The organism is Arthrobacter gyeryongensis (assembly GCF_039543785.1).
GTDB lineage: Bacteria > Actinomycetota > Actinomycetes > Actinomycetales > Micrococcaceae > Arthrobacter > Arthrobacter gyeryongensis.
In genome coordinates this window covers 1-21,933 of the sequence record NZ_BAABKK010000028.1, presented here as the reverse complement: position 1 = coordinate 21,933, position 21,933 = coordinate 1, and the positions used below count along the sequence as shown (strand labels likewise).

Genomic DNA, 21,933 nt, shown 5'->3' with positions numbered 1-21,933 from the left:
GCGGGGTGTTGCGGAGGGACATCTGGCGGGGTCCAAAGTGCCGCCCCCCTTTTGTGCGGTGGGGTGATCGTCAGGGTGGAGGCGGCTGGGCGAGTCGATGGGCTGTTTCGAGCATGGCGGCGTGGACGAAGGCCTGAGGGAAGTTCCCGCGAAGCTGGCGTTGTTCGATGTCGTATTCTTCGGTGAAGAGTCCGGGGGAGCCGCAGGCGGACCGGTTGCGTTCAAAGAGCCGGATTGCTTCTGTGATGTTGCCTTGCTGGTGTTCCGTCAGGGCCAGGTTGAATCCGCAGAGGAGGAAGGCGCCTTCGGACTCTGCCAGGGGACCGGGCCCGTGCCTGAACCGGTAGACGTATCCATCGTCGAGGAGTTCCTTTCTGACCGCCTCTGCGGTGGCGAGGGAGCGGGGGTCGCGGGCTGGCAAGGCTCCGCGGATGGCCGGAAGAAGAAGTGCCGCGTCGATCCTGTCGTCGGCGGCTGATCGTTGCCACCTACCGCTGGGATGCGTGCACGTGGCCGCGGTGTGGGTCAGGATCAGCCCGGCCAGTTGGTCCAAGGCCGACGCTTGGTCGGCGGGGGCATAGCGGGAGATGGCCTTGAGGCCGGCGACGCAGCTCAGGCGGGAATGGGTCCATCGTTCGTCCCCGAGTTCCCAGATGCCGGCATCGGGGACGTCCCATTTTGCTTCGATGGCCGCCACGGCCTGCTCGACCGCGTGCCAGTGTTCCTTGTCGAGATGGTCGTGGCGGGCGGCCGTGGCGAAGAGCAGCAGGGCTTCGCCGAAGGCGTCAAGTTGAAACTGTTGGTTGACCCAGTTGCCTACTGTGTCGGTGCCTCCCGGGTAGCCGGGAAGTTCGAGTGTGTGCTCGTCCGGTACCTTGCTGCCGGTGACGGTGTATGCGGGCCTGAGGTTGATCCCGTCGGTCAGCAAACGCTCGCTGACGAAATGGACGGCGCTGTCGAGCAGGTCGGTGGCCGCCCACGCTCCGGCTGCCTGTCCGGCAAAGCATTGGTCCCGGATCCAGGCGTAGCGGTAGTCGTAGTTGCGTTTTGCCTCGGCACGCTCCGGCAGGCCCAGGGTGGCGGCCGCGACCATGGCCCCTGTCGAGCTCGTCATCCCGCGTAGGACCGCGTATGCCCGGCGAGCGTCGGCAGACGCGACAGTGTCGTCCATGGCAGGAACCGATGAGGCCCAGGCTTGCGTGGTGGCAGTCCAGAGATCCGCCGGGGCAGGCGGCCGTGACGGTAGTTGTTTGCTGGAGAGTTCCAGTACGAGGTGGTGTTCCCCTCCAGGCCAAAGCTGAATGTCCTGCCGCAGCATGCCGTCGATCAGGTTTGCTTGGCCCATCCCGCTGATCCGGAGCCTTAATCCGCCGCCGTCACCTGACCACACGCCGTCGTCGGATCTGGAGAAATCCACCCCGTGCCGGCCGAAGCCGGGCCGGGGTTGAAGGAGGATCCGGACCGGAGCGGTCCCGGAGATGAGCCGGATGTGACGCATGAGCACAGCCGTGGCGGGGTCACCGGGCATGGCGAGGGCTTCGCGGCATTCGACGATCCCGTCCGTCGTGACCCAGCGGCTGTTCCAGATCAGCGTGCCGTCCTCGTAGTGTCCTCCCCAGACATAGCGCGGGTTCAGAGGAGTTACGGCAAACACGCCGGAACCGCCTACCAAGGAAGAGAACACTGCTGGGCTGTCCCATTGCGGGGCACACATCCAGACCACGTCTCCGCGCGGCCCGATCACTGCGCCCCGTTCACCGTCGCCTATGAGGGAGTATTCGCGGAGAACCTGGGCAGGAAAAAGGAGATCGTTGCTGTCGGATTCTTTGCCGGATTCCACCTGACTATGCCTGGATCCGGTACTTATCGGCGTCCCGCGCACGGAAAGTGAGTCCGTTGCCCGGGCGGTCCTCGGCGGGTCGGACGCTGCCGCCGTCGGGGTCGCCTGTACCGTCAAAGAACATTTCCTCGATCCGGACGTGGTCGTGGAACCACTCCAGATGACGAAAATTCAGCGTACCGGCGGCCGCCGGGACGGTCAGGTTGGGGGCGCAATGACCGGAGACCTCCAGCCCGTGGGCCGCGGCCACCGCAGCAGCCCGGAACCACTCCGTGAACCCGCCGCACCGGCTCACGTCCACCTGCAGGCAGTCCACGGCGCCGGCCTCGCACATGCGCCGGAAATAGAACAGGGTGGTGCCGTATTCGCCCGCTGCGACGTCGGCGTTGATGGATCGCCGGACCTGGCGGAGTCCTTCGAGATGATCGCTGGACACCGGCTCTTCGAACCAGACCACCTCCTGCTCGGCGCATGCTTCGAAAACCCGGACAGCCTGCTTGGCGGTGTAGCCGCCGTTGGCGTCGACGAAGAGCTCGACGCCGGAGCCGATCGTTTCCCGGGCCTGGCGGATCCGGGCGAGATCGCGGACTGTGTTCGTGCCGCGGTCTTCTCCGATCTTGATTTTCACCCGCGGGATCTGCTGGTGACCGGCCCATCCCTCCAGCTGGATGCGCAGTTGCTCCTCCGAATACGTGGTGAAACCACCGCTGCCGTAAACATCCACGGCCGCCCGGGCCGCGCCGAAGAGATGCTGCAAGGGAAGACCGAGGATCCGTGCCTTGAGGTCCCAGAGGGCGCAGTCGACGGCGGAGATGGCGTAGCCGGCCAGTCCGGGGCGTGAAGAGTTCCGGACGGTCCGGGCCATGGCTTCGGCCGCAGCCGGAACGTCGAAGCAGTTGAGCCCGACCACAGCCGGTTCCAGAATTTCCCTGATCAATGCCGCGCAGGCCGCGGGCGCGTAGGTCCAGCCGATTCCGGTCCACTCTCCCGCCGTGGCCTGCACGAGGACCATGGTGGTGGCGTCCCAGGCGTAGGTGCCGTCGGCCTCGGGCGTGGTGGTCGGGACGGTGTAGGCCGATACGTCAAGGGACTTCAGCTGAAGCGTCGAATCGGTCACGGCCATCAATCGTTCCTTTGCGGCAGGAACTCCTGGGCCTTGGTTTTGATTCCTTCCTTGATGAAGCCCCAGGCGCTGTCGTCGCCTTTCATGACAGCCTTCGCGCTGTTGAGGGCCTGCTCGAAAGTTGCGTGGGGCGGGATCGGAGGGATGTCGGGGTCGGTGCGCACATCCAGGACGGTGGGCCGGTCCGCGGCGAGGGCCTTCTCCCAGGCGCCTCCGAGCTCGTCGGGGGAGTCGACGTTGATGCCCTGCAGCCCGAGGCTGGATGCGAAAGACGCGTAGTCGACGTCGGGCAGGTCCTGCGATTCACGGAAGGACGGGACGCCTCCCATGGCCCGCATTTCCCATGTGACCTGGTTCAGGTCATCGTTGTGCAGGACCGCCACGATGAGCCGGGGATCAGCCCACTCGCTCCAGTAGCGGTGGATGGTTATGAGCTCGGCCATGCCGTTCATTTGCATGGCACCGTCCCCGGCGAAGGCGATTACGGGACGTTCCGGATGGGCGAATTTCGCTCCGATGGCATACGGGACCCCGGGCCCCATGGTGGCGAGGTTGCCGGAGAGGGAGCCGCGGATTTGCCCGTGGAACTTCAGTTGCCGGGCATACCAGTTGGCTGAGGAGCCGGAGTCCGCCGTGATGATTGCGTCCTCCGGCAGGCGGTCGGAGAGTTCCGAGAACAGCCGCATGGGATTGATCGGATTGGCTTCCACCATGGCCTCGGCGTGCATGGTTTCCCACCAACGGGTGATCTTGGATTCAAGATCAGCGCGCCAGGACCGGTCCGCTTTGCGTTCCAGATGCGGAATGAGCGCCCGCAGGGCGGCCGCGGAATCGGCAACGATGTTGAATTCGTAGGGGTACCGCAGGCCGATCATGCCCGGATCGATGTCGATCTGGACGCCGCGGGCCTGCCCGTCTTCGGGCATGAACTGGGTGTAGGGGAAACTGGACCCGATGGTCAGCAACGTGTCGCAGTCGCGCATCATTTCGTAGCTCGGACGGGTGCCGAGCAAGCCGATCGATCCAGTGACGTACGGCAGGTCGTCCGGCAGGGAGTCCTTGCCGAGAAGCGCCTTGGCGACCCCTGCGCCCAGCAGTTCGGCGACTTCGCGTACCTCCGCCGCGGCCCCGCGTGCGCCCTGGCCGATCAGCATGGCCACCTTGCTACCCTGGTTGAGCAACTCGGCCGCACCCCGGATCGCTTCGTCATCGGGTTGGATATCCGGCCAACGGATGCCGAGGCTGGACGGAACCATTTTGAAGGCGTGGGTCGGCGGCGTGTATTCCAGTTCCTGGACGTCGGACGGAATGATGACCGCCGTCGGCGCACGTTTTGCCAAGGCTATGCGCAGCGCCCGGTCCAGGACGTTGGGGAGTTGCTCGGGGACGGTGACCATCTGGACGTAGTCGGAGGCCACGTCCTTGAAGAGGCTCAGCAGGTCCACTTCTTGCTGGTAGGAACCGCCCATGGCGCTGCGTGCTGTCTGGCCGACGATCGCCACCACCGGGACGTGGTCCAGCTTCGCGTCGTACAGTCCGTTGAGCAGGTGGATGGCGCCGGGGCCGGAGGTGGCCATGCAGACTCCGACCTTTCCGGAGAATTTGGCGTAGCCGACCGCTTCGAAGGCGCTCATCTCTTCATGCCGGGCCTGGATGAATTTCGGCTCGTTGCCGGCTTTCCCGAAAGCGGCGAGCACCCCGTTGATGCCGTCACCGGGAAAAGCGAAGACTTTGTCCACTCCCCATTCGCGGAGCCGGGCGAGCAAATAGTCAGCGACCGTCTGTGATGCCATGATCAATCTTCCTTTCCTGCGATTAGTCGTTCGGCGGCGCGTACCGCTACTGCCATGATCGTCAGCGCGGGATTCGCGCTTCCTTGGGTCGGCAGCACGCTGCCGTCGGTGATGAACAGGTTGGGGACCGCGAAGGTGCGGCACATCGGGTCCACTACGCCGTGGTGTTCGTCGGCGGCCATCCGTGCTCCGCCCACGAGATGTGCGTACCGTTTGATCGTGATGACTTCGTCCGCGCCGGCGGCCTTCAGGATCTTCTCCATGACGGATTGGGCGGCGCCCATCAGCTGCCGGTCGTTCTTGCATTGGCTGTAGCTGAACCGGGCGACGGGCAGCCCGTGGCGGTCCTTTTCGTCCGCCAGGGTGACGCGGTTTCCTTCCAGCGGGAGAAACTCGCACAGCGCCCCGAGGCAGGCCCAATGTGGATAGTCACTCATATACCGGCGCAGCTCCGCGCCCCAGTGCCCTTGGGCGGCTACGTGTTCGGCCCAGGCGATGGGCAGCGGGGAGACGGTCTGGATTGAAAATCCGCGTTTGTAGGGCTTGGCGGGGTCCGTTTCGTAGAAGTCCTCGGTGCTCACTTCAGGTGGTGGAGCCTTCCACATACGGACTTCCGCGTCGAACCGGCCCGCCGTCTGCGGCGCGCCCTGGACCATCAGGTACCGGCCCACCTGGTCGAAGTCATTGCACATGCCGTGGGGGAACCTCGTTGAGGTTGAGTTCAGCAGGAGCCGCGGTGTTTCGATCGAATAGCCGGCGACGGCGACCGTGTGCGCGCGCTGGAACCGCTCCTTTCCGTCGCGGACATAGTGGACGCCGGTGGCCCTGCCTGTGCCCTCGTCGAAGCCGATGCGGGTCACCATCGAATCGGCCCGGACTTCGGCGCCGTGGGAGAGGGCGTCCGGAATGTGGGTGATCAGGGGTGAGGCCTTGGCGTTCACCTTGCAGCCTTGAAGGCAGAAGCCGCGGTAAATGCAGTGCGGCCGGTTGCCGAAGCGACCGTTGGTGATCGCTACCGGGCCGACCTTGGCAGTGATGCCGCAGGCGCGGGCGCCGCGCAGGAACAGTTCACCATTGCCGCCGACTTGGTGGGGGCGGTGGGGGTACCGGTGCGGATCGCCCCAGGGCCAGGATTCTCCGGCGACCGGGAGTTCCTCTTCGATGTCTTCGTAATACGGACGCAAATCCGCATAGTCCAGGGGCCAGTCGGCGCCGACGCCGTCGGTCGTGAAGGTGCGGAAATCGCTGGGGTGGAAGCGGGGTGTGTAGCCGGCGTAGTGGACCATGGACCCGCCTACCCCGCGGCCTGAGTTATTCGATCCCAGCGGCACGGGGTCCTCGCCGCCGATCACCCGCGGATCGGTCCAATACAGGTGATGCGATCCTGCCTCGTCACTTACCCAGTCCCGATCAGGGTCCCAGAACGGGCCGGCGTCGAGAGCTACCGCCCTCCATCCTGCGCGGGCCAGCCGCTGCAGGAGTGTTGAGCCGCCCGCGCCGCATCCGACGATAACGATGTCCACTTCGTCCCGGTCATCGAACGTGCGCATGTCATCGCGCAGGCGGTGGTTGCTGCCGGGACCGGGTGGAAGCAGCCACGCCGATTCGTTGCGGTTCCGGACGTGGCTCATGGGCGGGCTCCTCCGTCATGGGCCACGGGGTCTTCCTGCGGACTGGCGTCGGCCACTTCGAACGGTTCCAGCCGGTCGACGCCCAGGTTCTTGTAGCCGCGCGGATAGGCGGGACCGCCGAAGCCGATTTCGTCCCACACCCAGGGATGCGAGTAGAAGGCCGTGCAGGCGTAGCGGGTCCACAGCCCCCACACGTGTCCGGCCGGCATGCCTTGCCACATCGAGCTGCCGAGGGCCTGGATGGCCCGAAGCACGGCGGCCTGTTGCTCGTCGCTGCAGTTTGCGAAGGATTGATTGAATGATTCCTTCGCTGCACGGTCCAGCCCCGACAGCGACGTGCGCCATGCCTCCCCGTCTTCGGGCATGTCCTCGTAGCGCCAGCCATCCGTCTGGTTTTCGGCAAGTCGTGCATCGACGAAATTGACCACCGGGATCCGGGGCTCGGCGTGCTGGGCGAGCAACTGGTCAAACAGCGCCTTGGCCGTGGCCTCTTCGGCCGGAGTGAAGAAGCGGATGTCGGCGGGCCGGGCGAGCCGGTCCAGGACCACACTGGCGGTGGTCTTGTCCCAATGGCCGGATTGGGCAACGGTGCTGAAACCTGGGTATCGGCCGCCCCCGGCCTCCTTGTCCAGAGGAAGCGAGCTCATTTCTCTCGCCTCAGTATCGAAGCCAGCAGCCCCATGCCGCCGACAAGCGTCACCAGCAGGGGCGCGAGCAGAGGCGGTCCCATCTCCAGGTTGTAGCGCAGATTGGAGAACCCGCCTGGCTTTTGGGCGATGCCGCGGGCGTGGAGGTAGGTTCCCTGCAATCCGTTGGCCACTATCGCCACGCTTGCGATCGGCAACGCAGTTTTGGCCATCCTGCGGCTGAAGACCCCCGCTGTGCCGGCTGCCGCGCCGACCGGGCCGAGCGCCACGGGAAGCCACATCCATTTGTTCCCGAAGCTGGCCTTGTCATGTTCGAAGTAGATTTCCGCCGCCGTCACCAGAGCGCCGGCAGCCGTGAGCCCCGAAAGGGATCTTTCGAAACGACCCGCTTTCACGTTGCTGACCATGCGATCGACGAGGTGGATCACTTCGCCTTCGGCTTCACGTTTCATACTGTTCCTCCTCAATCAGACACGTTCGGTGCAGTGGCGCAAATATTGCCGTCACGCAAGTAGCAGGGTGATACTGGGGTTCGTGGAGAGAATCGAAGACCATGACGCCGATGCCCAGATCGATGCGGTGCTTCGGGCCGCCAACGTCCTGCTTCGGGTCGTGGCGCAGTCGGTCGTGGAAGTCGAGGACGTCGTCACGAGCCCGCAATTGCGCGTGTTGGTCATGATCGCCTCGCGCGGACCGCAAAATCTCGGCGCCGTCGCCGTCGAGCTGGGCGTGCATCCCTCCAATGCCACCCGCATCTGCGAGCGGCTGGTCAATGCGGGGCTGATCGGTCGGCGCGATGACCCCGGTGACCGCCGGTACCGGGCATTGTCGCTGACCCCCGAGGGTGTCTCCCTGGTCAACACGGTCCTGGAACACCGCCGCAAGGCCGTTGCCGCGGTGATCGGTCGGATGCCGGCGGAGTTGCGCGGGGTTTGCGCCGTGGGCATGGATGCGTTTGCGGCGGCGGACGGTGGCGAAGGCTCCGAAGACGGCCGGTTCAGCATTGATCTCGACGGGTGAAGGCAGATCATTCGCACTCTCCCGCTGCAAAGACAAGTGCAAGGACGGCGTTGGCGGCCGCGGGCGTCCGGTACCTGACGTCCAGCGCAGCGAGCAGGACCATGCTCGCGGCGTGGACCGCGTCCACGCTGCCTCCAATGCGGTGGGCAGTACGCCCGGCCCGGGCAGTCAGCACCGCCTGAATCAGGTGCCGTGCGCCGAGGATCCGGATGACGGTCCGGGCCTTGCTGTCAGGTGTGGTGCCCAACAGCCGGCCGGTCAGGAAATCCGGGGCCAGAAGCTCGCACATGCCGTAGACCCCCCGGACGACTTCCAAGGGCTTCATCGCTCTGCTCTCCGCAAGAACGCGCCGCGGGCAATTGCCGCGACCGCGAGGAGCCCGACGGCGGCAGCGCCCACCGTTGCATGGCGCTGGGATGCCCAAAGCTGGGCACTGCGCCGGGAAGACCTGCGATCGAAAATGCCATGCGTGCCGAAATCCCTGCTACTGTCTGCGGGCTCCCAGAGGTTCACCGGCTGCTCCGGACTTCGGGGCTCCGAGGTCTGCTGGGCCTTGAAGCCTGTCCTGGCGAGGTAGCGGTCGAGCAGTGCGGGGGCGAAAGCGTTCACGATGAGGGTTCCGGCGGTGCTGCCGCCCACCCAGTATTCGCGCCGTTTCGGATGGTCCGCGGCGTACACGACTGCCCGTGCGGCCACCTCCGGCTGGTAAATCGGCGGCACCGGTTGCGCGTGACGCGGAAGACGGGAGAGCACCCAGGAAAATTGGGGTGTATTGACTGCGGGCATCTGCACCATGGTGGTGTGGATGCCGCTCGATTCATGGAGCAGTTCGCACCGCAGGGACTCGTTGAATCCTTGAATGGCGTGCTTGGCGCCGCAGTAGGCGGTCTGCAGCGGGATGCCCCGGTAAGCGAGGGCTGAGCCTACCTGCACAATGACTCCACGGTTCCGTGTCCGCATACGCTTCAAAGCCGCCATGGTTCCGTAGACGTAACCGAGGTAGCTTACCTCGGTGACGCGCTTGAACTCGGGTGCCGTAATCTCGGAAAAGGGCGAGAAAACAGAGGTGAAGGCAACGTTTACCCAAACATCAATTGGCCCCAGCTCGCGTTCGATCCGCCCGGCGGCATCGTCAAGCGCCTCCGCATCGGCGACATCGACGCTCAAAGTCCACGCACGCCCGCCGGCCGCTTCCACCTCCCGTGCGGCTCCGGCAAGTCCCGCTTCGCCGCGGGCGAGCAACGCGACGACGGCACCTTGTCGGGCAAAGGCAAGGGCCGACGCGCGCCCGATTCCGCCGCTGGATCCGGTGATGACGACAATGCGAGCGGTTTTGTCCATGAAGGTGGCTCCTTAGCGTGTCAGCAACTGCGTCAAACGCCCCGACCCATCTGCGGGCGCTGACGCGGACCCCTGCTCAGTCATCAATGTAGCCGAAATGATTGCGCCAACGCAATGATACGTAGGCTTAGAACTCAAGGATCCCACCGGAGGGGCTGCGGCACGAACCGGTGTTGCCTCGGTAAATTGCGCATAAGTGAAGTCAGGACGCGTATCGTCGATCTCTCCCCGTCGGAAGGCCTCAACCACGGCCCAGCCCTTCTTGACCCGAACGAGCGCGTCACGAACGGTATCGAAGCAAGACTTCCGGAGTGACTCCACCTGGCGGTCCGTAAGCGCGATGCCGGGCCCGGTCGGATTCCCCGCCCTTGAACACCTGGTTCCAGCTGACGGCGGCAAGCGGGGCCCCGCCGCGCGCCAACCACGTGAGCAACGGGCGGCGCCGGCCGTCGGCATCGAGCGCATACATGTGCCGTCGCTGGTCCATGGCCAGGGAATCCAGGAACACCCGGCCGTTCAAGCCTCCCGACTCGACAGCACCTTGTCCGGGACACCACGGGCCCGCGACATGCCCTCCACGATCAGCCCCGCCTTGTCGGATTCGTACCGACCCGATGCCTGCCCGGACCGGACCTCCACTTCACGCGCGCCCGTCACATAAGCCTCGATCGATTCCTGCGTCGGACGGTCCAGATACATCACCCGGCCACGCTGCGGACGGCCTTTCGACAGCGCGGCCGGGACCCTCCCCCGAACGAGCCTTGAACTGAACTCGCCATTGGGGACCTCGAACGTCAGCAGCCCTGCACCCTCGGTCCGACGCATGCCGGTGTGATACAACAAGTCCGCGAATGCCGCGTTCCCATCGCGCATGGTCAACGTTTCGGCACGGGCCGCCCCCATCCCGTGCAGGCCCCCGAACGCCAACGCGCATAAGCCCGTCGGGTCAACCAGTTCGCATCAGAGGACGACCGTCCGGACGTCGCGTTGAGCCGGCCGGACGGAACCGGGTTACCGGAGACAAACCCCATTCCAACGGCAACATCGAAAAGGGCCCGGATTGACACCAAATTCCGATTCAGAGTCGAGGGAGAAACTCCCGAGACGACGGAATCGACGTTTCCGCCGTGCGGATCACCGCCGAAAAGGCGCCGCTCCATAAAAGCGTTCAGCGCACCGAACGCATCCGATACCGATTGGATGGCCAGTCATCTAGCGTTCGTTGCCGAGCGCGGCGCCGACGTCGATGCCTGCCCTCCATGACGACGACGGACTCCGAGCATAACCGGTGGTTGCCGCTAGTCTCGACCTGCACAGCGAGAGACGATCAGGGGCCGGCGACGTCTGGGGGTCGAGAGCTCGGGCTCCAGGATCTGGAGACTCTCTTCGTCACCGGCCCGTCCGATAGCCGACCTGTCATTGGCCGGCTCGTCTCCAGGCGCTTTTTCCGATTTAATTCAACATCCGGCATGCGGGCGGATGCAATGCGCGCGACGAGGACGTTCCTTCGTCTGTTCATATTCGATGTGCGTGGTGCTTATTGGGTCTTGGGCGGCCCGCTGGTTTTACTGCTCTTCATCCGGTTGCGCTGTGGCGCGCGTTCCGGGGGCGCTGTCCTGATAGTCGGCAACGGTGCTGTGTCGAAGAACCGGTATTCCGTCTGGGGAACGCGGATTATTCCGGCGGCCTCCGCCTTCTCCCGGATAAAATCATGGTCTTCCGGAGAGAGCACGACCTGCCCGTGCCTGTCACACGCAATGTCTGTGCGTGCGTCCTTGCCGAACTTGGCCGACATGGCGGGGGGCAGGACCAAGCATGCCGGGTTTTCCAGAAGCCATCTTCGGGTTCCGGAATCGAGCCGGTCCCACTCGTCTTTGAGGCTCATGCTGGTGAATACCGCCTTCCTGTCCGGCCTTTCCTGAATTCTGGTTCCGTCCCAGACTAGCCATGGCGTCAAACGGATGGCAGACCCTGCTGCCGACGGAGGGCCACAAGCTGCGGGCGCAGACGGCATGTCTTGCATGTGTGGGCCTATAACGGCAGGTGCATGCCGGAGGCGAAGTTCAGGCCCGTAGCGAACGTCAGGTACATCAGCCACAGTCCGGTGAGAATGTGGAAGAGCCCCAGCGCCCGTTCACCGAAGGCTTTTCCTATGCTGGCGATGAAGTCGCTGATGTAGATCAGTGTTAGCCCGACAAACAGCAGTCCCACGGGCCAGTCGCCGGCTTTGAAGAAGACCACCAGGCCCAGTACCGAGATGACGGTGAAGGCCACGGACATGCCGGCGTTGGGGCGCGGGTCGCTGTGCTGCCAGCGGTTGTATCCCAAGGCGAACCAGTGGATTCCGTAGGCCGAGAACGCCAGGGCGGCCATGTAAAGTGGCGGGTCTTTGAATACCTGGAACCAGGTCATGCCCACAAAAAGGTAAGTGCCCGTCAGAAACTGGCAGAACCCAGGCATCCAGATGCCCCAGACCCCTGTGGACCGGTCCACCGATATGTCGCGCTTGGGCCATTGGAACAGCTCCTGTGGCCCGTAGATAAGATAGCCGGTACCGAGACCAAAAAATCCCAGCGCGATCGGTAAGAACGCGGACGCCTCAAAGGTGATGTTCATGACTTGTCCTTTCTTCGCAAACGGAAGCAGGTTCGGAGGGCCGGTTCAAGGCCCTCGCTTCCGAGCTGGTCGGCACGTCAGCGGGCGCCGGCATAGGCCGGAGCGGTTGCGTGCTCCAGCCTCACGATGACGGACTTCGACGCCGGGGTGTTGCTTCCTTCCGCTGTGGAATCCAGCGGGACCAGGATGTTTGCCTCCGGGAAATAGGCCGCGACACATCCGATGGCGGTCGGGTAGCCAATAACCCGGAACTGTTTCAGGACGCGGTCCACGCCGTCGGCGGCCTCGCCGTGGATGTCCACAAAGTCACCCTCGGCGAAACCCAGTTCGTCGAGGTCTGCCGGATTCACGAAGAGCACGTGCCGGCCCTTTTTCACCCCCCGGTAGCGGTCGTTGAGGGAATACATGGTCGTGTTGAACTGATCTTGGGAACGCATAGACTGCAGCAGCAGTCGTCCGGGCGGGACCTGGATGGTTTCCAGATCGTTGACGGTCAGGATCGCCTTTCCGGTGGCCGTGGGGAACGTCCGGCTGTCCCGGGGCGGGTGCGGCAGCACGAAGCCGCCGCTCTGGCGGACCTTGTTGTTGTAGTCCTCACAGCCGTTGCAGACGTGGCCGATATGGTTGCGGATGGTGTCGTAGTCGGCCTCAAAGCCGGCCCAGTCGACCGGGACTTTATCGCCCAGCACCGCCCGGGCGAGCCTGCTGATGATGGCCACCTCGGAGAGGACCTTGTCCGAAATGGGCTCCAGCCGCCCTGCCGATGCATGGACGGCGCATACCGTGTCCTCGACGGTGACGAACTGCGGCCCGCTGTCCTGGCGGTCGATCTCGGTCCGGCCCATGGTGGGCAGGATCATTGCCTGCTCGCCCACAAAGGCATGGGACCGGTTGAGTTTCGTCGAAACCTGCACCGAGAGCCGGGTGTTGCGGATTGCCGCCTCGGCCACGGCGGAGTCGGAAACGGCCGTGACCAGATTTCCGCCCAGGGCAAAGAGAACTTTGACCTTGCCGTCCCGCATGGCGCGGATGCTATCGACGACGTCTAGGCCCGGTTCGCGTGGCGGGTCAAAACCGAATTCCCGCTGCAGCGCGTCGAGGAAGGCTGGCGGCATTTTTTCCCAGATCCCCATGGTGCGGTCGCCCTGGACGTTGCTATGCCCGCGGATCGGGGACGGACCCGCGCCGGGTTTGCCGATGTTGCCGCGCAGCAGCAGCAGGTTGATGATTTCCTTGATGGTGGGCACGGCCTTCTTATGCTGTGTCAGGCCCATGGCCCAGGTAATAATGACCTTGTCCGCTTTCAGATAGCGGGCGGCCAGTTCGTCTATTTCCGCGGTCCGCAGGCCGGTGGCCGCCTGCACGTCCCGTTCATCCAGCTGCGCCAGATGCGCTTTAAGCTCCTCAAGGCCCTCGCAGTGCTCCTCCAGGAACGCGTGGTCCAGCACCGCCCCCGGCGCCGCAGCCTCGGCGTCCAGGACCCGCTTCGATACGGCCTGCATGAGGGCCATGTCTCCCGCGAGGCGGATCTGCAGGAACTGGTCCGCGAGGTCTGTCCCTTTCCCGATCAGCCCCCGGGGCCGTTGCGGGTTCTTGAAGTTGATCAGTCCTGCTTCGGGCAGCGGATTGATGGCCACGATGCTGGCCCCGGCCCGTTTGGCTTCCTCCAGTGCGGTGAGCATGCGCGGATGGCAGGTGCCGGGATTCTGGCCCATGATGATGATCAGATCAGACTTTGCGAAATCCGGGTAGGAGACGGCGGACTTGCCGACCCCGATGGTCTCGCCCATCGCCAGGCCGGTTGACTCGTGGCACATGTTCGAACAATCCGGCAGGTTGTTGGTCCCGAACGCCCGCGCGAAGAGCTGGTACTCAAAGGCGGCCTCATTGCTGGTCCGTCCGCTGGTGTAGAAAGTCGCTTCATTTGCGGATTCCAGGGCACCGAGTTCTCGGGCTATGATGCCGAAGGCGTTGTCCCAGCTGACCGGCTGATAGTGGTCCTTACCGGCCGGCTTATAGAGGGGCTCCACCAGCCGGCCCTGCTGCCCCAGCCAGTATTCGCTGCGCTCCCGCAATGAAGAGACGGAATTCTGCTCCCAGAAGGTGGCAGGAATCTTCAGCGGATCGGCCTCCCAGCTCACCGCTTTGGCCCCGTTTTCGCAGAATTCCGCCATTTTGCGCTCGGGCGGATCTGGCCACGCGCAGCTCATGCAGTCGAAGCCGTCTTTCTGGTTCATGGCCGTGAGGGTTTTCACTGCGCGCTCCGGGCCCATCTCAGTGAGCGCCAGCGGGATGGTTTCAATAAGACTGGGCAAACCCGCTGCCGATCTTTTGGGCGGACCGACGCTCAAGTGGGCGTCGGTTTCATCGCGCACCGGCGGTTTGTAGCTGTTCATACCGTGCAACCTTCCCTGGATAGAGGCTCCGGTATGAAGCGCGTGCTGCCGGCCGATCCGGAACCGGCGCACCGCCGCGGGCAAGGCTTTCCGCCGTGGCAGGCCCACGTTGGTGCGTTGATCTTGCAATTACCATCGGTATAGCAGTAGTAGGTACCTAAGGCAACGATCATGTTCCGTGATATGCGTTACACCTTTGCGCCGGTTCGGGAGGGCGAGGTGTTGGCGCCTGTCATCCGCCGAGGTGGGAGATCCCAGGATTTTCCGGCCATGGCGCCGGACCCGGTGCGAGGGGTTGCCCCGCGCAGCCCCGCATCGAGGGACCCATGGGCATCGTGGTGGCAGTGTCCTCATCGAAGCAACCATCGTCTATCAGCAAGGCGGCAGAACCTGGCAGGAAGCGGATGTCGATCATCGTGATGGTTCCGGGCAAGGTTCACATCCAACTGCCAAGCATCATATCGCCGCCCTTTCCACCACCGCCGCTGGCCAACGGGCCTGCCGAGCGCATAGCCTAGGGGAACATGTGTGTCCCGCGTCACTGCTGCTGCGGGACTGGATCCCTTACCCGACCAGGGTTTCCGGAACGCAACGCCGCGTCCGGACCCGAGGAGAAAGCCGGCGCGGCGCTTTCCGCGTCCAGGAGGATAGCCATGAGAGGCACGTTCGAGCTCTTCCACGATGAAGACAAGCATTTCAGGTTCCGGCTCACGGGCCCCGACGGGGCCCTGATGGCGCTCTCCCGTGCGTTTCCGGACAAAGCCGCCGCCGTTGCCGGCATCACGGCCGTGCGCGAATACGCCGGGACGGGCCTGATCACGGATCTGTGCCCCGAGGTCCCCCTTCACAGGTCATCGGATCATCCCCGGGCGGCTACCGCACTGTCCGCGGCACCGGCTCCGGGCCGGGGACTGCCCCCATGGGGGGCCGCCGAGAGCCCGGCAGGACCCGCTCAAGGAACGCGCGACCATCGCCGGCACAAAGCCGCTTGAGTTTAGAGCGGATTGGGCCAAGGACGAACGCCAAGAGGCCAACAACATGGGATGGCCGGCGGGTCCGCTACGCCCCGCCGGCCATCTATCTCCGGCTGTTCAATGCGATGGGCTGACCATGTGATGCCGGTGTTCCTCGGTGCTGGGTTTGATCGCCGTCGCGGTGACGACGAGTGCCACCAGGCCGGTGATCCAGGACGTCCAGGCGACGCCGGTTTGCATGGCGTAGGAACCGAACCACGGAGCGAGGAACAACAGTGCACCCAAGGCTGCCTGGATCCACTCCATGGCCGGGGTTCCGGGCATGGCCAGATTGATGACGCCGCTGATGACCAGCAAAGCGCCGAACACGAGCATCAAGGCAGTCGAGCCGCCAGCCGCCTTGGTCCAGATGACTGATAGCACGGCGTAGAGCCCGGCAACTACCGTGACCCAATCCTGCCATCGCGTCCATTTCTTCATTGAAACCACCTCCATGATTCGGAACGATCACCGGGTCAAAATGCACCTGGAGACTTGTTCTTTCGACGGTTGCCGCGCCATGCGGTGCCGCCATCGATCCGGCGGGGTTAAGCGCCTGCACGACGCACCCGGCGCATTCGCGCCTTCACAGCCGGACGTATGGATTAACAAAAACCAGTCGCTGCGTCTTCCCGCCACGCAGTGCCCGTCCTTGGTTCCTGCAATGCGGCCGCAGCCGGTGATGGCGTGCAACCGGACCGGTCGGCCTCGACGGCAACCGACGCCCACCTAAAACCCGTCCACGGATGGCCGCAGGATCTGCGTCCCGCTGTTCGAGCCCTGCCGAACTTGCCTAGGGAACGGAAATCCTACGCCAGACGTGCCAGCAAACGCTGCCGAACATCAACAGAAACCCCAGAACGCCCAGGCCCGGAAGCTGCGCGGAGTTCCCCAGAATCATCAATCCGAAGCCTACGAGGACCAGGACGCTGCCCGCGGACCAGCGAAGCCACGGTCTGGGAGACCTTCCCGTCTCCAATTCCCGGGCCAGGACCGGGTCATTATCAGCCAGATCCCTTTCGAGTTCCTGCAGGCGCCTGCGCTCATAATCCGAGAGAGGCATTGCCAACCATTCCTTCCCGTCTCAGCCTTCATCCATCGCACCGCCAAGCCATCAACAGCCTGCTTGCTTTCATTATCGGCTCCCGGAACCAGCGCGTTCCAGCCCCTCTGCCATCGGCCCACGACGGCATTGACCCCGCATGGCCCTGCGCTCACGCTTGAAGCATGGCCCCAAACTATCCGGAGTGATCCTCGGGACGTCCCCGGAGCTGCGCTACGAACCCACCGCCAAGCGGATCCGCGCGACCCTGGGCGGGAACGCCGTCGTCGACACCCTGCACGCGTGGCTGGTCTGGGAGCCGAAGCGCATTACCCCGATTTATGCGGTGCCGGAGGCCGAACTGCTGGCAGAGCTCAGAGCCGGCGGCCCTGCGGCCGATGTCCCGGAGCTCGGCGTCAGGCTGTCCGCAGGCTCACCTCCATCGCTGGATCCGCGCACCGGGTTCGGCCGGCATACCACCTCCGGCGAACAACTCGACGTTGTGGCAGGGACGACGACGGCACCCGGGGCCGCATTCCGCCCGGACGACCCCGACCTGGCCGGGTATGTCGTGCTGGATTTCGCCGCCTTTCAATGGCGCGAAGACGACGAGGAGATCATCGGCCACCCCCGCGACCCCTTCCACCGTGTGGACATCCGGGCCTCCTCCCTGACCGTGGAGGTCTCCCTCGACGGCGTCACGCTCGCCAAAACGAACGGTGCGCAACTCCTGTACGAGACATTGCTTCCCGTCCGCTACTACATCCCGCCCGGGGACGTGCGGCTGGACCTCATGGAGGAGAGCCCCAAGAGGACCGTGTGTCCATATAAGGGCGAAGCCCGTTACTGGACGCACCCCGGAACAGAGGACGGCAGGAAATGTCGCCTGGAGCTACGACAAGAGTTTCCGCGACGCCGCACAGATCCACAACCTGGTGAGCTTCTTCAATGAAAGGGTGGACCTGACCGTCGACGGCATCCTGCAGGCCCGGCCGGTAACGCCCTGGTCCCGGCCGCAGGACCGCCGCGAGTGAAGGCGCCTGAGCGCCTGCGGGGAGCCGGCAAGGTGCTTCAGGATCCGATTCCAAGGGCGGTCAACAGCACGAGCATGATGGTGGCGACGGCGAACAGGCCGTGCACGTAGACGAGGGGGACCGGAAGATGCGCTTCCGGGGTAGCTTCCTTGCGGCTGTGCCTCCATCTCAGGAACATCACATCCCCGAGGACTACGACGATCACCAGGAGTCCGAGGGCGACCCAGGTCAGGATGTCTCTGTCGATGATCAGGTAGACGATCCACAGGATCAACCCGGCGGCGGCTAGCAGATAGTGGCTGAAGATCAGGGGAGGTACAAGGCGTGTCGGGATGGAGGCGTCGCTCTGTGCGGCGCGCAGGCCGCCTTTGCTTAGCCACAGACCGAGCATGGTGAACCCGAGGACTGCGGTAGCAATCCATGTGACGAGTGCGGCGATGCCCATGGGATTAGTCCTTCGGTCGGGGCGATGTCGAAGCCGGCGGCTTGGGTCTCTTCGTTGGCAACCCGCAGGCCGTAGTGGAAGGCGAGTTTGCCGTCGAGGTACCCGGAGACGCCCAGTGCGGCGACACTGAGGGCCGAGAAGATGATCAGTACGGCCTGCGCGGGTCCGTGCTGACCGACCCTGAGGAGGAAGTTGACCAGGTAGGCAATGGTGATGGTGAGTTCAGGCTCATGTGGACCAGTGCGGTACGGAAGGCCCGCGTACCGGTCGGGATGGCGAACAGGTCCAGGAATCCGATCAGCGCGGCAGCTGCGCACCGAGCACGCCGATGGCGATCAGCCATCGTGCCCCCGCTGCCAGCGCGGCTGCATCGCCGCTTGCAATGAGAGATCCGAGGTCGAAGACGAGGCTGGTCACCCACGCCCCGATCGGGACAGTCACCAAAATCGGTGGAACGGGGTGACCGTAAGGGCCTGCCAGAACAGGGACCGTCTCCTTGGCCCGACGCATGTCATCCATCAATACCTTCTCCACCTTCTCCGGAAAAACGATGACGGATCGCAATTACGTGGCGATCATGGGCTTTCACCCGGAGCCTCCACAAGGGACGAACCGCATTGCTTCTTCGTCGGTGAGCCAGCGCCGGGAATCCAAAAACGTGTTACGTTATTTTAGAATTTCGGGAGTGCCAGCCACAAGAGGCCGCGCCTTCGCGATCTTAGAAGGAGGGCCATGATGCCTGAGGAACGATTCACCGCGGCGGGACCGGGATCCGAGGCGGACGGTTTCGGGACGGTGTTGGCTGGATCAGGCTATTCCGGGACGAGTTCGGTGCCTCCTCCGCCGTGATGCGCACGCGGGTGCGGATCCCGCTCAGGTTCGCCGACGGCTTCACCACGAAAGCGGATGCGTTCACTTTCCGGGGCCTGGTGGACCACAAGGAGCACCTGTTGCTCGGGCTCGGAGACTGGGAGGGCGCCCTTTTCGGCCCCAGGGCCAGGGACATGGCCCCCTTGGTGCGCCCTCACAGCGAATGCCTAACCGGGGACGTCCTGGGTTCGCAACGGTACGACTGCGGGCCTCAGCTCCGCGAAGCGGCCGAGCGGATCGCCGGCGAAGGGGGCTTCCTGCTGTACCTGAGGCAGGAAGGCCGCGGCATCGGGCTCTACGCGAAACTTGACGCCTACTCCCTCCAGGACCGCGGCCTGGACACCTACGCCGCCAACGTCGCACTCGGCCACGCTGAGGACGAGCGGGACTACCAGGCCGCGGCCTAGATGCTGCTCGCCGTCGGAGTGGACCGGATCCGGTTGCTGAGCAACAACCCGGACAAAGCCCGGCAGCTCGAGGCCAACAGCGTCGTTGTGGTCGAGCGCGTGCCCACCCGAGTCCACCTTTCCTCCTCGAATGCCCGTTACCTGACCACCAAGCGCGACCACACCGACCATACGATCGACCTGGGACCGCTCCCCTAACTTCCTTGGGCACAGCGGTACAACATCTTGTGCCACTGGTGGAATATTTGCGGTTTCTCACGCGACCGTTCCCGACCTGCCCCGGATGCAACCGTCAATTTCCAGAGAGCGCGCAGAATATTGCTGCCTCCTCGCAGGATTTCCCAAAGAAATCCCCGGGAACACCGCAACTTGCCATCCTTCCTGCGAGCATTGTCTCGGGACGACGGCTTATGCCGCTCCCGCTGGAGGTGCCGCTCACACAGGAGAATCGAGGCAGACGCAATGTCGAACCGTCAAGCCATAGCGGGAAGTCATGAGGAGCCTCAGCCAACCAGCGCGAAGCTGATCCCGCGTCCCCTCGGCCGCGATGGACAACGCTTCACAACGTTCCCTGCCGGACGTCTCCCGACGGTTGCCATGACTTCACTGGAAGAGCAAGCCAAGGCACCTATGACCTGGACGCCTGCGGAAAAGCAGGGTCACCCCGCAGTGCAAGAGGCGTATGGGCGAACAGGAACGATCGGAGGGAACGCCGCAGCCCCAAGTGGCAACGGCACTGTGGAGCTGCGGACCGACGGCGTCATCCACGTCATCTGGACACCCAAAGGCACGATCGAAGCATCCGATGCCCTTGCGGCAGCCGTCGCCCTCGATGAGGTCTGCCGGGGATCAGAGCACCCGTTGCTGGTCGACATGGCAATGCTGGAGGCTCTGAGCAGGGATGCCCGATCCATATTCTCCGTCCTCTGCCCCTCCTCGCGGATCGCTTTGCTCGGGTCCAGCCCGGTGGACCGGGTCATCGCCGGCTTTTTCTTCGGCGTCCACAAGCCACCGTGCCCCAACCGCTTTTTCACGTCCAGGAACGAGGCCGTGAGGTGGCTGGCCGAAGCCGACGGGCCATCGCGCTGACGGGATTAAGGAACCCCCGGCGCTCGTCACAGGCGAGATGCGCGTGGTTACCGACGCCCTTTGCCGGCCCGGAAAATGTGTCGAGATCAGGCCAGGGCGTACCACTTCGGAAAGAGTTTGCTCAGCCTTACCTAACTTCTACAGTTGAAGGCGCGGGCAATTACGATAGGAAAGCCTTGCGTAATTGCATGCTTCCCCCGAGTGCCTTTACGAAAGACCGCTTTGAAGACCTCAATTCTCCTTCTTGGCAAGGGCTTCGCCGACCGCGCCTTTGCGCCGGGTGCTCGTCCCCGCGGCCGGCCCCAACCCTCAATCGCATCGCCGGTCCCTGGGCTCAATCGTGCGCAAGTCAAAATAGCATTGACCGCCGACAACGATGTTGGGATCCTGCGAGCAGCCTTGCGTTCGTGTGTGCACCACCGGGAGCGGCCGTCAATCTGACATCACTCCCCTAAACGGCCGATTCCAAGAGCCGACTTGGACGCCGAGGCAGGGACGGATCCCGCCTCAGAGCCCGTTCGCGGAATCCTTGTCCCCACCTCTCGACTATCTGTCACACGCGAAGACTTAGAAACCCTTTGCGTGACCTAGAATAAATAACGCCTTAAGTTACACAATTCGATTTCAACACGACTTGGAATCACACTGTCACTTAAACGAACGTATAAATGACAGCGGATAGTTGCCGTGCTCCGTCTACGCGGAGCGGGGATCCGCGCGGCTGGAGAAACACCACCAGAAGGCCAAGATCCTCACCGCATTCGCGGGCACGAGCTTCTACAACGCCCACGAGAAGAGTTCCCCGTCCATACTCGCGGGCCTTGCCGGCGCCGACATTGGACCCCGTCGTGTTGGCGAAGGCAGGCTAGCAGCCCGTTCTGACCTGGCCGAACGCGTGAAGGAGCTGTTCCGCTTCGCTCAGGTCGACCAAGGCATCAACTCCCTGTTCGAGGACGTGAACCGCCGGCATGGCCAAGGACTCATCGGTCTCGGCTATGGCGGGCTGCGCCCCGGGCCGTCCTGGCAGATGAAACAGGATTTCCTCTCCCCCATGGCCACCACCCACTGGGACGAACTCGCCCGTCGTGAATGCCATATGACCACCCCGTCAGTCAGACCTGTCGCTGTGGAATTTGAACTGACAATCGAGAGCCCGGACGGCGAGCAAAGACGTGTCAGCGCGCCCGGCGCCAGCAACGCCGTGGCCCTGGCCAGGGCCACGGAGCTCGTTACGGAAGGGTACCGGCATGTCATCCCCGACCGAAGGCTCCACCCAATCCCGCACGCCGTCTGCGGCCAGGTCCTCCCAGGTGTAGGGGAAGTGACGACCAGTAGCCAATGTGTAGCCTTCCCTCATGGTATTCCCGGCCTCGGCCCTCCCCCGGTCGCGCGGCCGAAATTTCGTGGCCCGGTTCAACTTTGAGCTATACCGACATTGCCGCGGTGGTGGTGGTCTCCTCGCCGGCAGCCTCACTTTCCTGGGTACCCAACTCGGCCCCTCGCGATCATGACATCGGATGCCCGCTAGTCGTGAAAGTGTGGGCCGGCCTCATCTCGTCCGGAAGTCCGAACCTCCGGTAGTTCCAGACTCCGTGAGTCTGGAACCCTGTAACTCCGCACCCAAAA

Annotated in this window: 24 protein-coding genes and 1 pseudogene; 6 read left to right on the top strand and 19 right to left on the bottom strand. The window is 64.1% G+C overall.

Translation table 11 applies throughout. From position 1 onward, the window contains the following. Positions 1–70 precede the first annotated feature (70 nt). The 6 genes from ABEA18_RS18900 to ABEA18_RS18875 are packed head-to-tail and all read right to left on the bottom strand — an operon-like array spanning position 71 to position 7,486. Positions 71–1,840: a glycoside hydrolase family 15 protein gene (locus ABEA18_RS18900; RefSeq protein ID WP_345451711.1), complete on the bottom strand. Its 1,770-nt coding sequence runs from the start codon at positions 1,838–1,840 to the stop codon at positions 71–73. Between the two features lie 4 nt (positions 1,841–1,844). Beyond that, a complete protein-coding gene (locus ABEA18_RS18895; RefSeq protein WP_345451710.1) occupies positions 1,845–2,963 on the bottom strand; it encodes an enolase C-terminal domain-like protein in 1,119 nt (372 codons plus the stop codon). Beyond that, positions 2,963–4,756 carry a thiamine pyrophosphate-requiring protein gene (locus ABEA18_RS18890; RefSeq protein WP_345451709.1) on the bottom strand — a complete coding sequence of 598 codons (1,794 nt, stop codon included), beginning with the start codon at positions 4,754–4,756 and terminating at the stop codon, positions 2,963–2,965. The genes ABEA18_RS18895 and ABEA18_RS18890 overlap by 1 nt, the downstream gene beginning before the upstream one ends. A gap of 2 nt (positions 4,757–4,758) precedes the next feature. Beyond that, a complete protein-coding gene (locus tag ABEA18_RS18885; RefSeq protein WP_345451708.1) occupies positions 4,759–6,387 on the bottom strand; it encodes a GMC family oxidoreductase in 1,629 nt (542 codons plus the stop codon). Next, the gene (locus ABEA18_RS18880) at positions 6,384–7,034 is read right to left on the bottom strand and encodes a gluconate 2-dehydrogenase subunit 3 family protein (protein WP_345451706.1); all 651 of its coding nucleotides are present in this window, start codon (positions 7,032–7,034) and stop codon (positions 6,384–6,386) included. Before ABEA18_RS18880 ends, ABEA18_RS18885 begins: the two co-directional genes overlap by 4 nt. Next, positions 7,031–7,486, bottom strand: coding sequence for a hypothetical protein (locus ABEA18_RS18875; protein WP_345451704.1), 456 nt, complete (start codon positions 7,484–7,486; stop codon positions 7,031–7,033). The genes ABEA18_RS18880 and ABEA18_RS18875 overlap by 4 nt, the downstream gene beginning before the upstream one ends. Positions 7,487–7,568: 82 nt before the next feature. Between ABEA18_RS18875 and ABEA18_RS18870 the strand changes: the two genes are divergently transcribed. Continuing rightward, positions 7,569–8,054, top strand: a complete 486-nt coding sequence (locus ABEA18_RS18870) for a MarR family winged helix-turn-helix transcriptional regulator (RefSeq protein ID WP_345451703.1) — start codon at positions 7,569–7,571, stop codon at positions 8,052–8,054. A 7-nt stretch (positions 8,055–8,061) separates the two neighbouring features. Here ABEA18_RS18870 and ABEA18_RS18865 read toward each other — a convergent pair whose 3' ends face one another. The 8 genes from ABEA18_RS18865 to ABEA18_RS18830 all read right to left on the bottom strand — a co-directional run bounded on the left by ABEA18_RS18865 (position 8,062) and on the right by ABEA18_RS18830 (position 14,840). Beyond that, positions 8,062–8,379, bottom strand: a complete 318-nt coding sequence (locus ABEA18_RS18865) for a hypothetical protein (RefSeq protein ID WP_345451701.1) — start codon at positions 8,377–8,379, stop codon at positions 8,062–8,064. Beyond that, positions 8,376–9,395 (bottom strand): SDR family oxidoreductase, encoded by a 1,020-nt coding sequence (locus ABEA18_RS18860; protein WP_345451699.1) that lies wholly within the window; start codon positions 9,393–9,395, stop codon positions 8,376–8,378. The genes ABEA18_RS18865 and ABEA18_RS18860 overlap by 4 nt, the downstream gene beginning before the upstream one ends. Before the next feature lie 280 nt (positions 9,396–9,675). Continuing rightward, the gene (locus ABEA18_RS18855; RefSeq protein WP_345451697.1) at positions 9,676–9,915 is read right to left on the bottom strand and encodes a hypothetical protein; all 240 of its coding nucleotides are present in this window, start codon (positions 9,913–9,915) and stop codon (positions 9,676–9,678) included. Then, entirely contained in the window at positions 9,912–10,268 is a 357-nt protein-coding gene (locus ABEA18_RS18850) for a hypothetical protein (RefSeq protein ID WP_345451695.1), read from the bottom strand. The genes ABEA18_RS18855 and ABEA18_RS18850 overlap by 4 nt, the downstream gene beginning before the upstream one ends. 664 nt (positions 10,269–10,932) lie before the next feature. Next, positions 10,933–11,280 (bottom strand): hypothetical protein, encoded by a 348-nt coding sequence (locus ABEA18_RS18845; protein ID WP_345451693.1) that lies wholly within the window; start codon positions 11,278–11,280, stop codon positions 10,933–10,935. A gap of 146 nt (positions 11,281–11,426) precedes the next feature. Then, on the bottom strand, positions 11,427–12,011 hold the full coding sequence (locus tag ABEA18_RS18840) for a hypothetical protein (RefSeq protein WP_345451691.1): 585 nt from the start codon (positions 12,009–12,011) through the stop codon (positions 11,427–11,429). Positions 12,012–12,088: 77 nt separating this feature from the next. Then, positions 12,089–14,407 carry an FdhF/YdeP family oxidoreductase gene (locus tag ABEA18_RS18835; protein WP_345451689.1) on the bottom strand — a complete coding sequence of 773 codons (2,319 nt, stop codon included), beginning with the start codon at positions 14,405–14,407 and terminating at the stop codon, positions 12,089–12,091. Between the two features lie 232 nt (positions 14,408–14,639). Further along, the gene (locus ABEA18_RS18830) at positions 14,640–14,840 is read right to left on the bottom strand and encodes a hypothetical protein (protein ID WP_345451687.1); all 201 of its coding nucleotides are present in this window, start codon (positions 14,838–14,840) and stop codon (positions 14,640–14,642) included. 220 nt (positions 14,841–15,060) lie between these two features. Here ABEA18_RS18830 and ABEA18_RS18825 point away from each other — a divergent pair, with 220 nt between their 5' ends. Further along, complete coding sequence (locus ABEA18_RS18825) at positions 15,061–15,399, top strand: YegP family protein (protein WP_345451685.1); 339 nt, start codon at positions 15,061–15,063, stop codon at positions 15,397–15,399. Positions 15,400–15,498: 99 nt separating this feature from the next. Here the strand turns inward: ABEA18_RS18825 and ABEA18_RS18820 are convergent, their stop codons facing one another. Then, entirely contained in the window at positions 15,499–15,861 is a 363-nt protein-coding gene (locus ABEA18_RS18820) for an SPW repeat domain-containing protein (RefSeq protein ID WP_345451684.1), read from the bottom strand. A gap of 352 nt (positions 15,862–16,213) precedes the next feature. Then, entirely contained in the window at positions 16,214–16,483 is a 270-nt protein-coding gene (locus tag ABEA18_RS18815) for a DUF3040 domain-containing protein (RefSeq protein WP_345451682.1), read from the bottom strand. Between the two features lie 139 nt (positions 16,484–16,622). Here ABEA18_RS18815 and ABEA18_RS18810 point away from each other — a divergent pair, with 139 nt between their 5' ends. Next, positions 16,623–17,414: a DUF427 domain-containing protein gene (locus ABEA18_RS18810; RefSeq protein WP_345451680.1), complete on the top strand. Its 792-nt coding sequence runs from the start codon at positions 16,623–16,625 to the stop codon at positions 17,412–17,414. Positions 17,415–17,533: 119 nt separating this feature from the next. Here ABEA18_RS18810 and ABEA18_RS18805 read toward each other — a convergent pair whose 3' ends face one another. The 3 genes from ABEA18_RS18805 to ABEA18_RS18795 are packed head-to-tail and all read right to left on the bottom strand — an operon-like array spanning position 17,534 to position 18,460. Next, positions 17,534–17,941 (bottom strand): hypothetical protein, encoded by a 408-nt coding sequence (locus tag ABEA18_RS18805; protein ID WP_345451679.1) that lies wholly within the window; start codon positions 17,939–17,941, stop codon positions 17,534–17,536. Then, positions 17,869–18,258, bottom strand: a complete 390-nt coding sequence (locus ABEA18_RS18800; RefSeq protein ID WP_345451678.1) for a DUF2231 domain-containing protein — start codon at positions 18,256–18,258, stop codon at positions 17,869–17,871. Before ABEA18_RS18800 ends, ABEA18_RS18805 begins: the two co-directional genes overlap by 73 nt. Further along, on the bottom strand, positions 18,239–18,460 hold the full coding sequence (locus ABEA18_RS18795; protein WP_345451677.1) for a DUF2231 domain-containing protein: 222 nt from the start codon (positions 18,458–18,460) through the stop codon (positions 18,239–18,241). The genes ABEA18_RS18800 and ABEA18_RS18795 overlap by 20 nt, the downstream gene beginning before the upstream one ends. A 329-nt stretch (positions 18,461–18,789) precedes the next feature. Here ABEA18_RS18795 and ABEA18_RS18790 point away from each other — a divergent pair. From ABEA18_RS18790 to ABEA18_RS18780, 3 genes and pseudogenes are all read left to right on the top strand, one after another. Next, positions 18,790–19,416: pseudogene (locus ABEA18_RS18790) on the top strand (GTP cyclohydrolase II). Between the two features lie 399 nt (positions 19,417–19,815). Continuing rightward, positions 19,816–20,307, top strand: a complete 492-nt coding sequence (locus ABEA18_RS18785; protein WP_345451676.1) for a DUF7793 family protein — start codon at positions 19,816–19,818, stop codon at positions 20,305–20,307. A gap of 682 nt (positions 20,308–20,989) precedes the next feature. Then, on the top strand, positions 20,990–21,730 hold the full coding sequence (locus ABEA18_RS18780) for a DUF4113 domain-containing protein (RefSeq protein ID WP_345451674.1): 741 nt from the start codon (positions 20,990–20,992) through the stop codon (positions 21,728–21,730). The last annotated feature ends 203 nt before the right edge of the window (positions 21,731–21,933 follow it).

What these genes read in the sequence shown, in the direction of transcription:
- ABEA18_RS18890 (WP_345451709.1), bottom strand. Translation starts at nt 4,756, where the DNA reads ATGGCATCACAGACGGTCGCTGACTATTTGCTCGCCCGGCTCCGCGAA.
- ABEA18_RS18820 (WP_345451684.1), bottom strand. Translation starts at nt 15,861, where the DNA reads ATGAAGAAATGGACGCGATGGCAGGATTGGGTCACGGTAGTTGCCGGG.
- ABEA18_RS18805 (WP_345451679.1), bottom strand. Translation starts at nt 17,941, where the DNA reads ATGGGCATCGCCGCACTCGTCACATGGATTGCTACCGCAGTCCTCGGG.
- ABEA18_RS18835 (WP_345451689.1), bottom strand. Translation starts at nt 14,407, where the DNA reads ATGAACAGCTACAAACCGCCGGTGCGCGATGAAACCGACGCCCACTTG.
- ABEA18_RS18845 (WP_345451693.1), bottom strand. Translation starts at nt 11,280, where the DNA reads ATGAGCCTCAAAGACGAGTGGGACCGGCTCGATTCCGGAACCCGAAGA.
- ABEA18_RS18850 (WP_345451695.1), bottom strand. Translation starts at nt 10,268, where the DNA reads ATGCGCGATGGGAACGCGGCATTCGCGGACTTGTTGTATCACACCGGC.
- ABEA18_RS18825 (WP_345451685.1), top strand. Translation starts at nt 15,061, where the DNA reads ATGAGAGGCACGTTCGAGCTCTTCCACGATGAAGACAAGCATTTCAGG.
- ABEA18_RS18815 (WP_345451682.1), bottom strand. Translation starts at nt 16,483, where the DNA reads ATGCCTCTCTCGGATTATGAGCGCAGGCGCCTGCAGGAACTCGAAAGG.
- ABEA18_RS18860 (WP_345451699.1), bottom strand. Translation starts at nt 9,395, where the DNA reads ATGGACAAAACCGCTCGCATTGTCGTCATCACCGGATCCAGCGGCGGA.
- ABEA18_RS18865 (WP_345451701.1), bottom strand. Translation starts at nt 8,379, where the DNA reads ATGAAGCCCTTGGAAGTCGTCCGGGGGGTCTACGGCATGTGCGAGCTT.
- ABEA18_RS18885 (WP_345451708.1), bottom strand. Translation starts at nt 6,387, where the DNA reads ATGAGCCACGTCCGGAACCGCAACGAATCGGCGTGGCTGCTTCCACCC.
- ABEA18_RS18795 (WP_345451677.1), bottom strand. Translation starts at nt 18,460, where the DNA reads ATGGATGACATGCGTCGGGCCAAGGAGACGGTCCCTGTTCTGGCAGGC.
- ABEA18_RS18785 (WP_345451676.1), top strand. Translation starts at nt 19,816, where the DNA reads ATGACTTCACTGGAAGAGCAAGCCAAGGCACCTATGACCTGGACGCCT.
- ABEA18_RS18840 (WP_345451691.1), bottom strand. Translation starts at nt 12,011, where the DNA reads ATGAACATCACCTTTGAGGCGTCCGCGTTCTTACCGATCGCGCTGGGA.
- ABEA18_RS18895 (WP_345451710.1), bottom strand. Translation starts at nt 2,963, where the DNA reads ATGGCCGTGACCGATTCGACGCTTCAGCTGAAGTCCCTTGACGTATCG.
- ABEA18_RS18875 (WP_345451704.1), bottom strand. Translation starts at nt 7,486, where the DNA reads ATGAAACGTGAAGCCGAAGGCGAAGTGATCCACCTCGTCGATCGCATG.
- ABEA18_RS18810 (WP_345451680.1), top strand. Translation starts at nt 16,623, where the DNA reads ATGGCCCTGCGCTCACGCTTGAAGCATGGCCCCAAACTATCCGGAGTG.
- ABEA18_RS18880 (WP_345451706.1), bottom strand. Translation starts at nt 7,034, where the DNA reads ATGAGCTCGCTTCCTCTGGACAAGGAGGCCGGGGGCGGCCGATACCCA.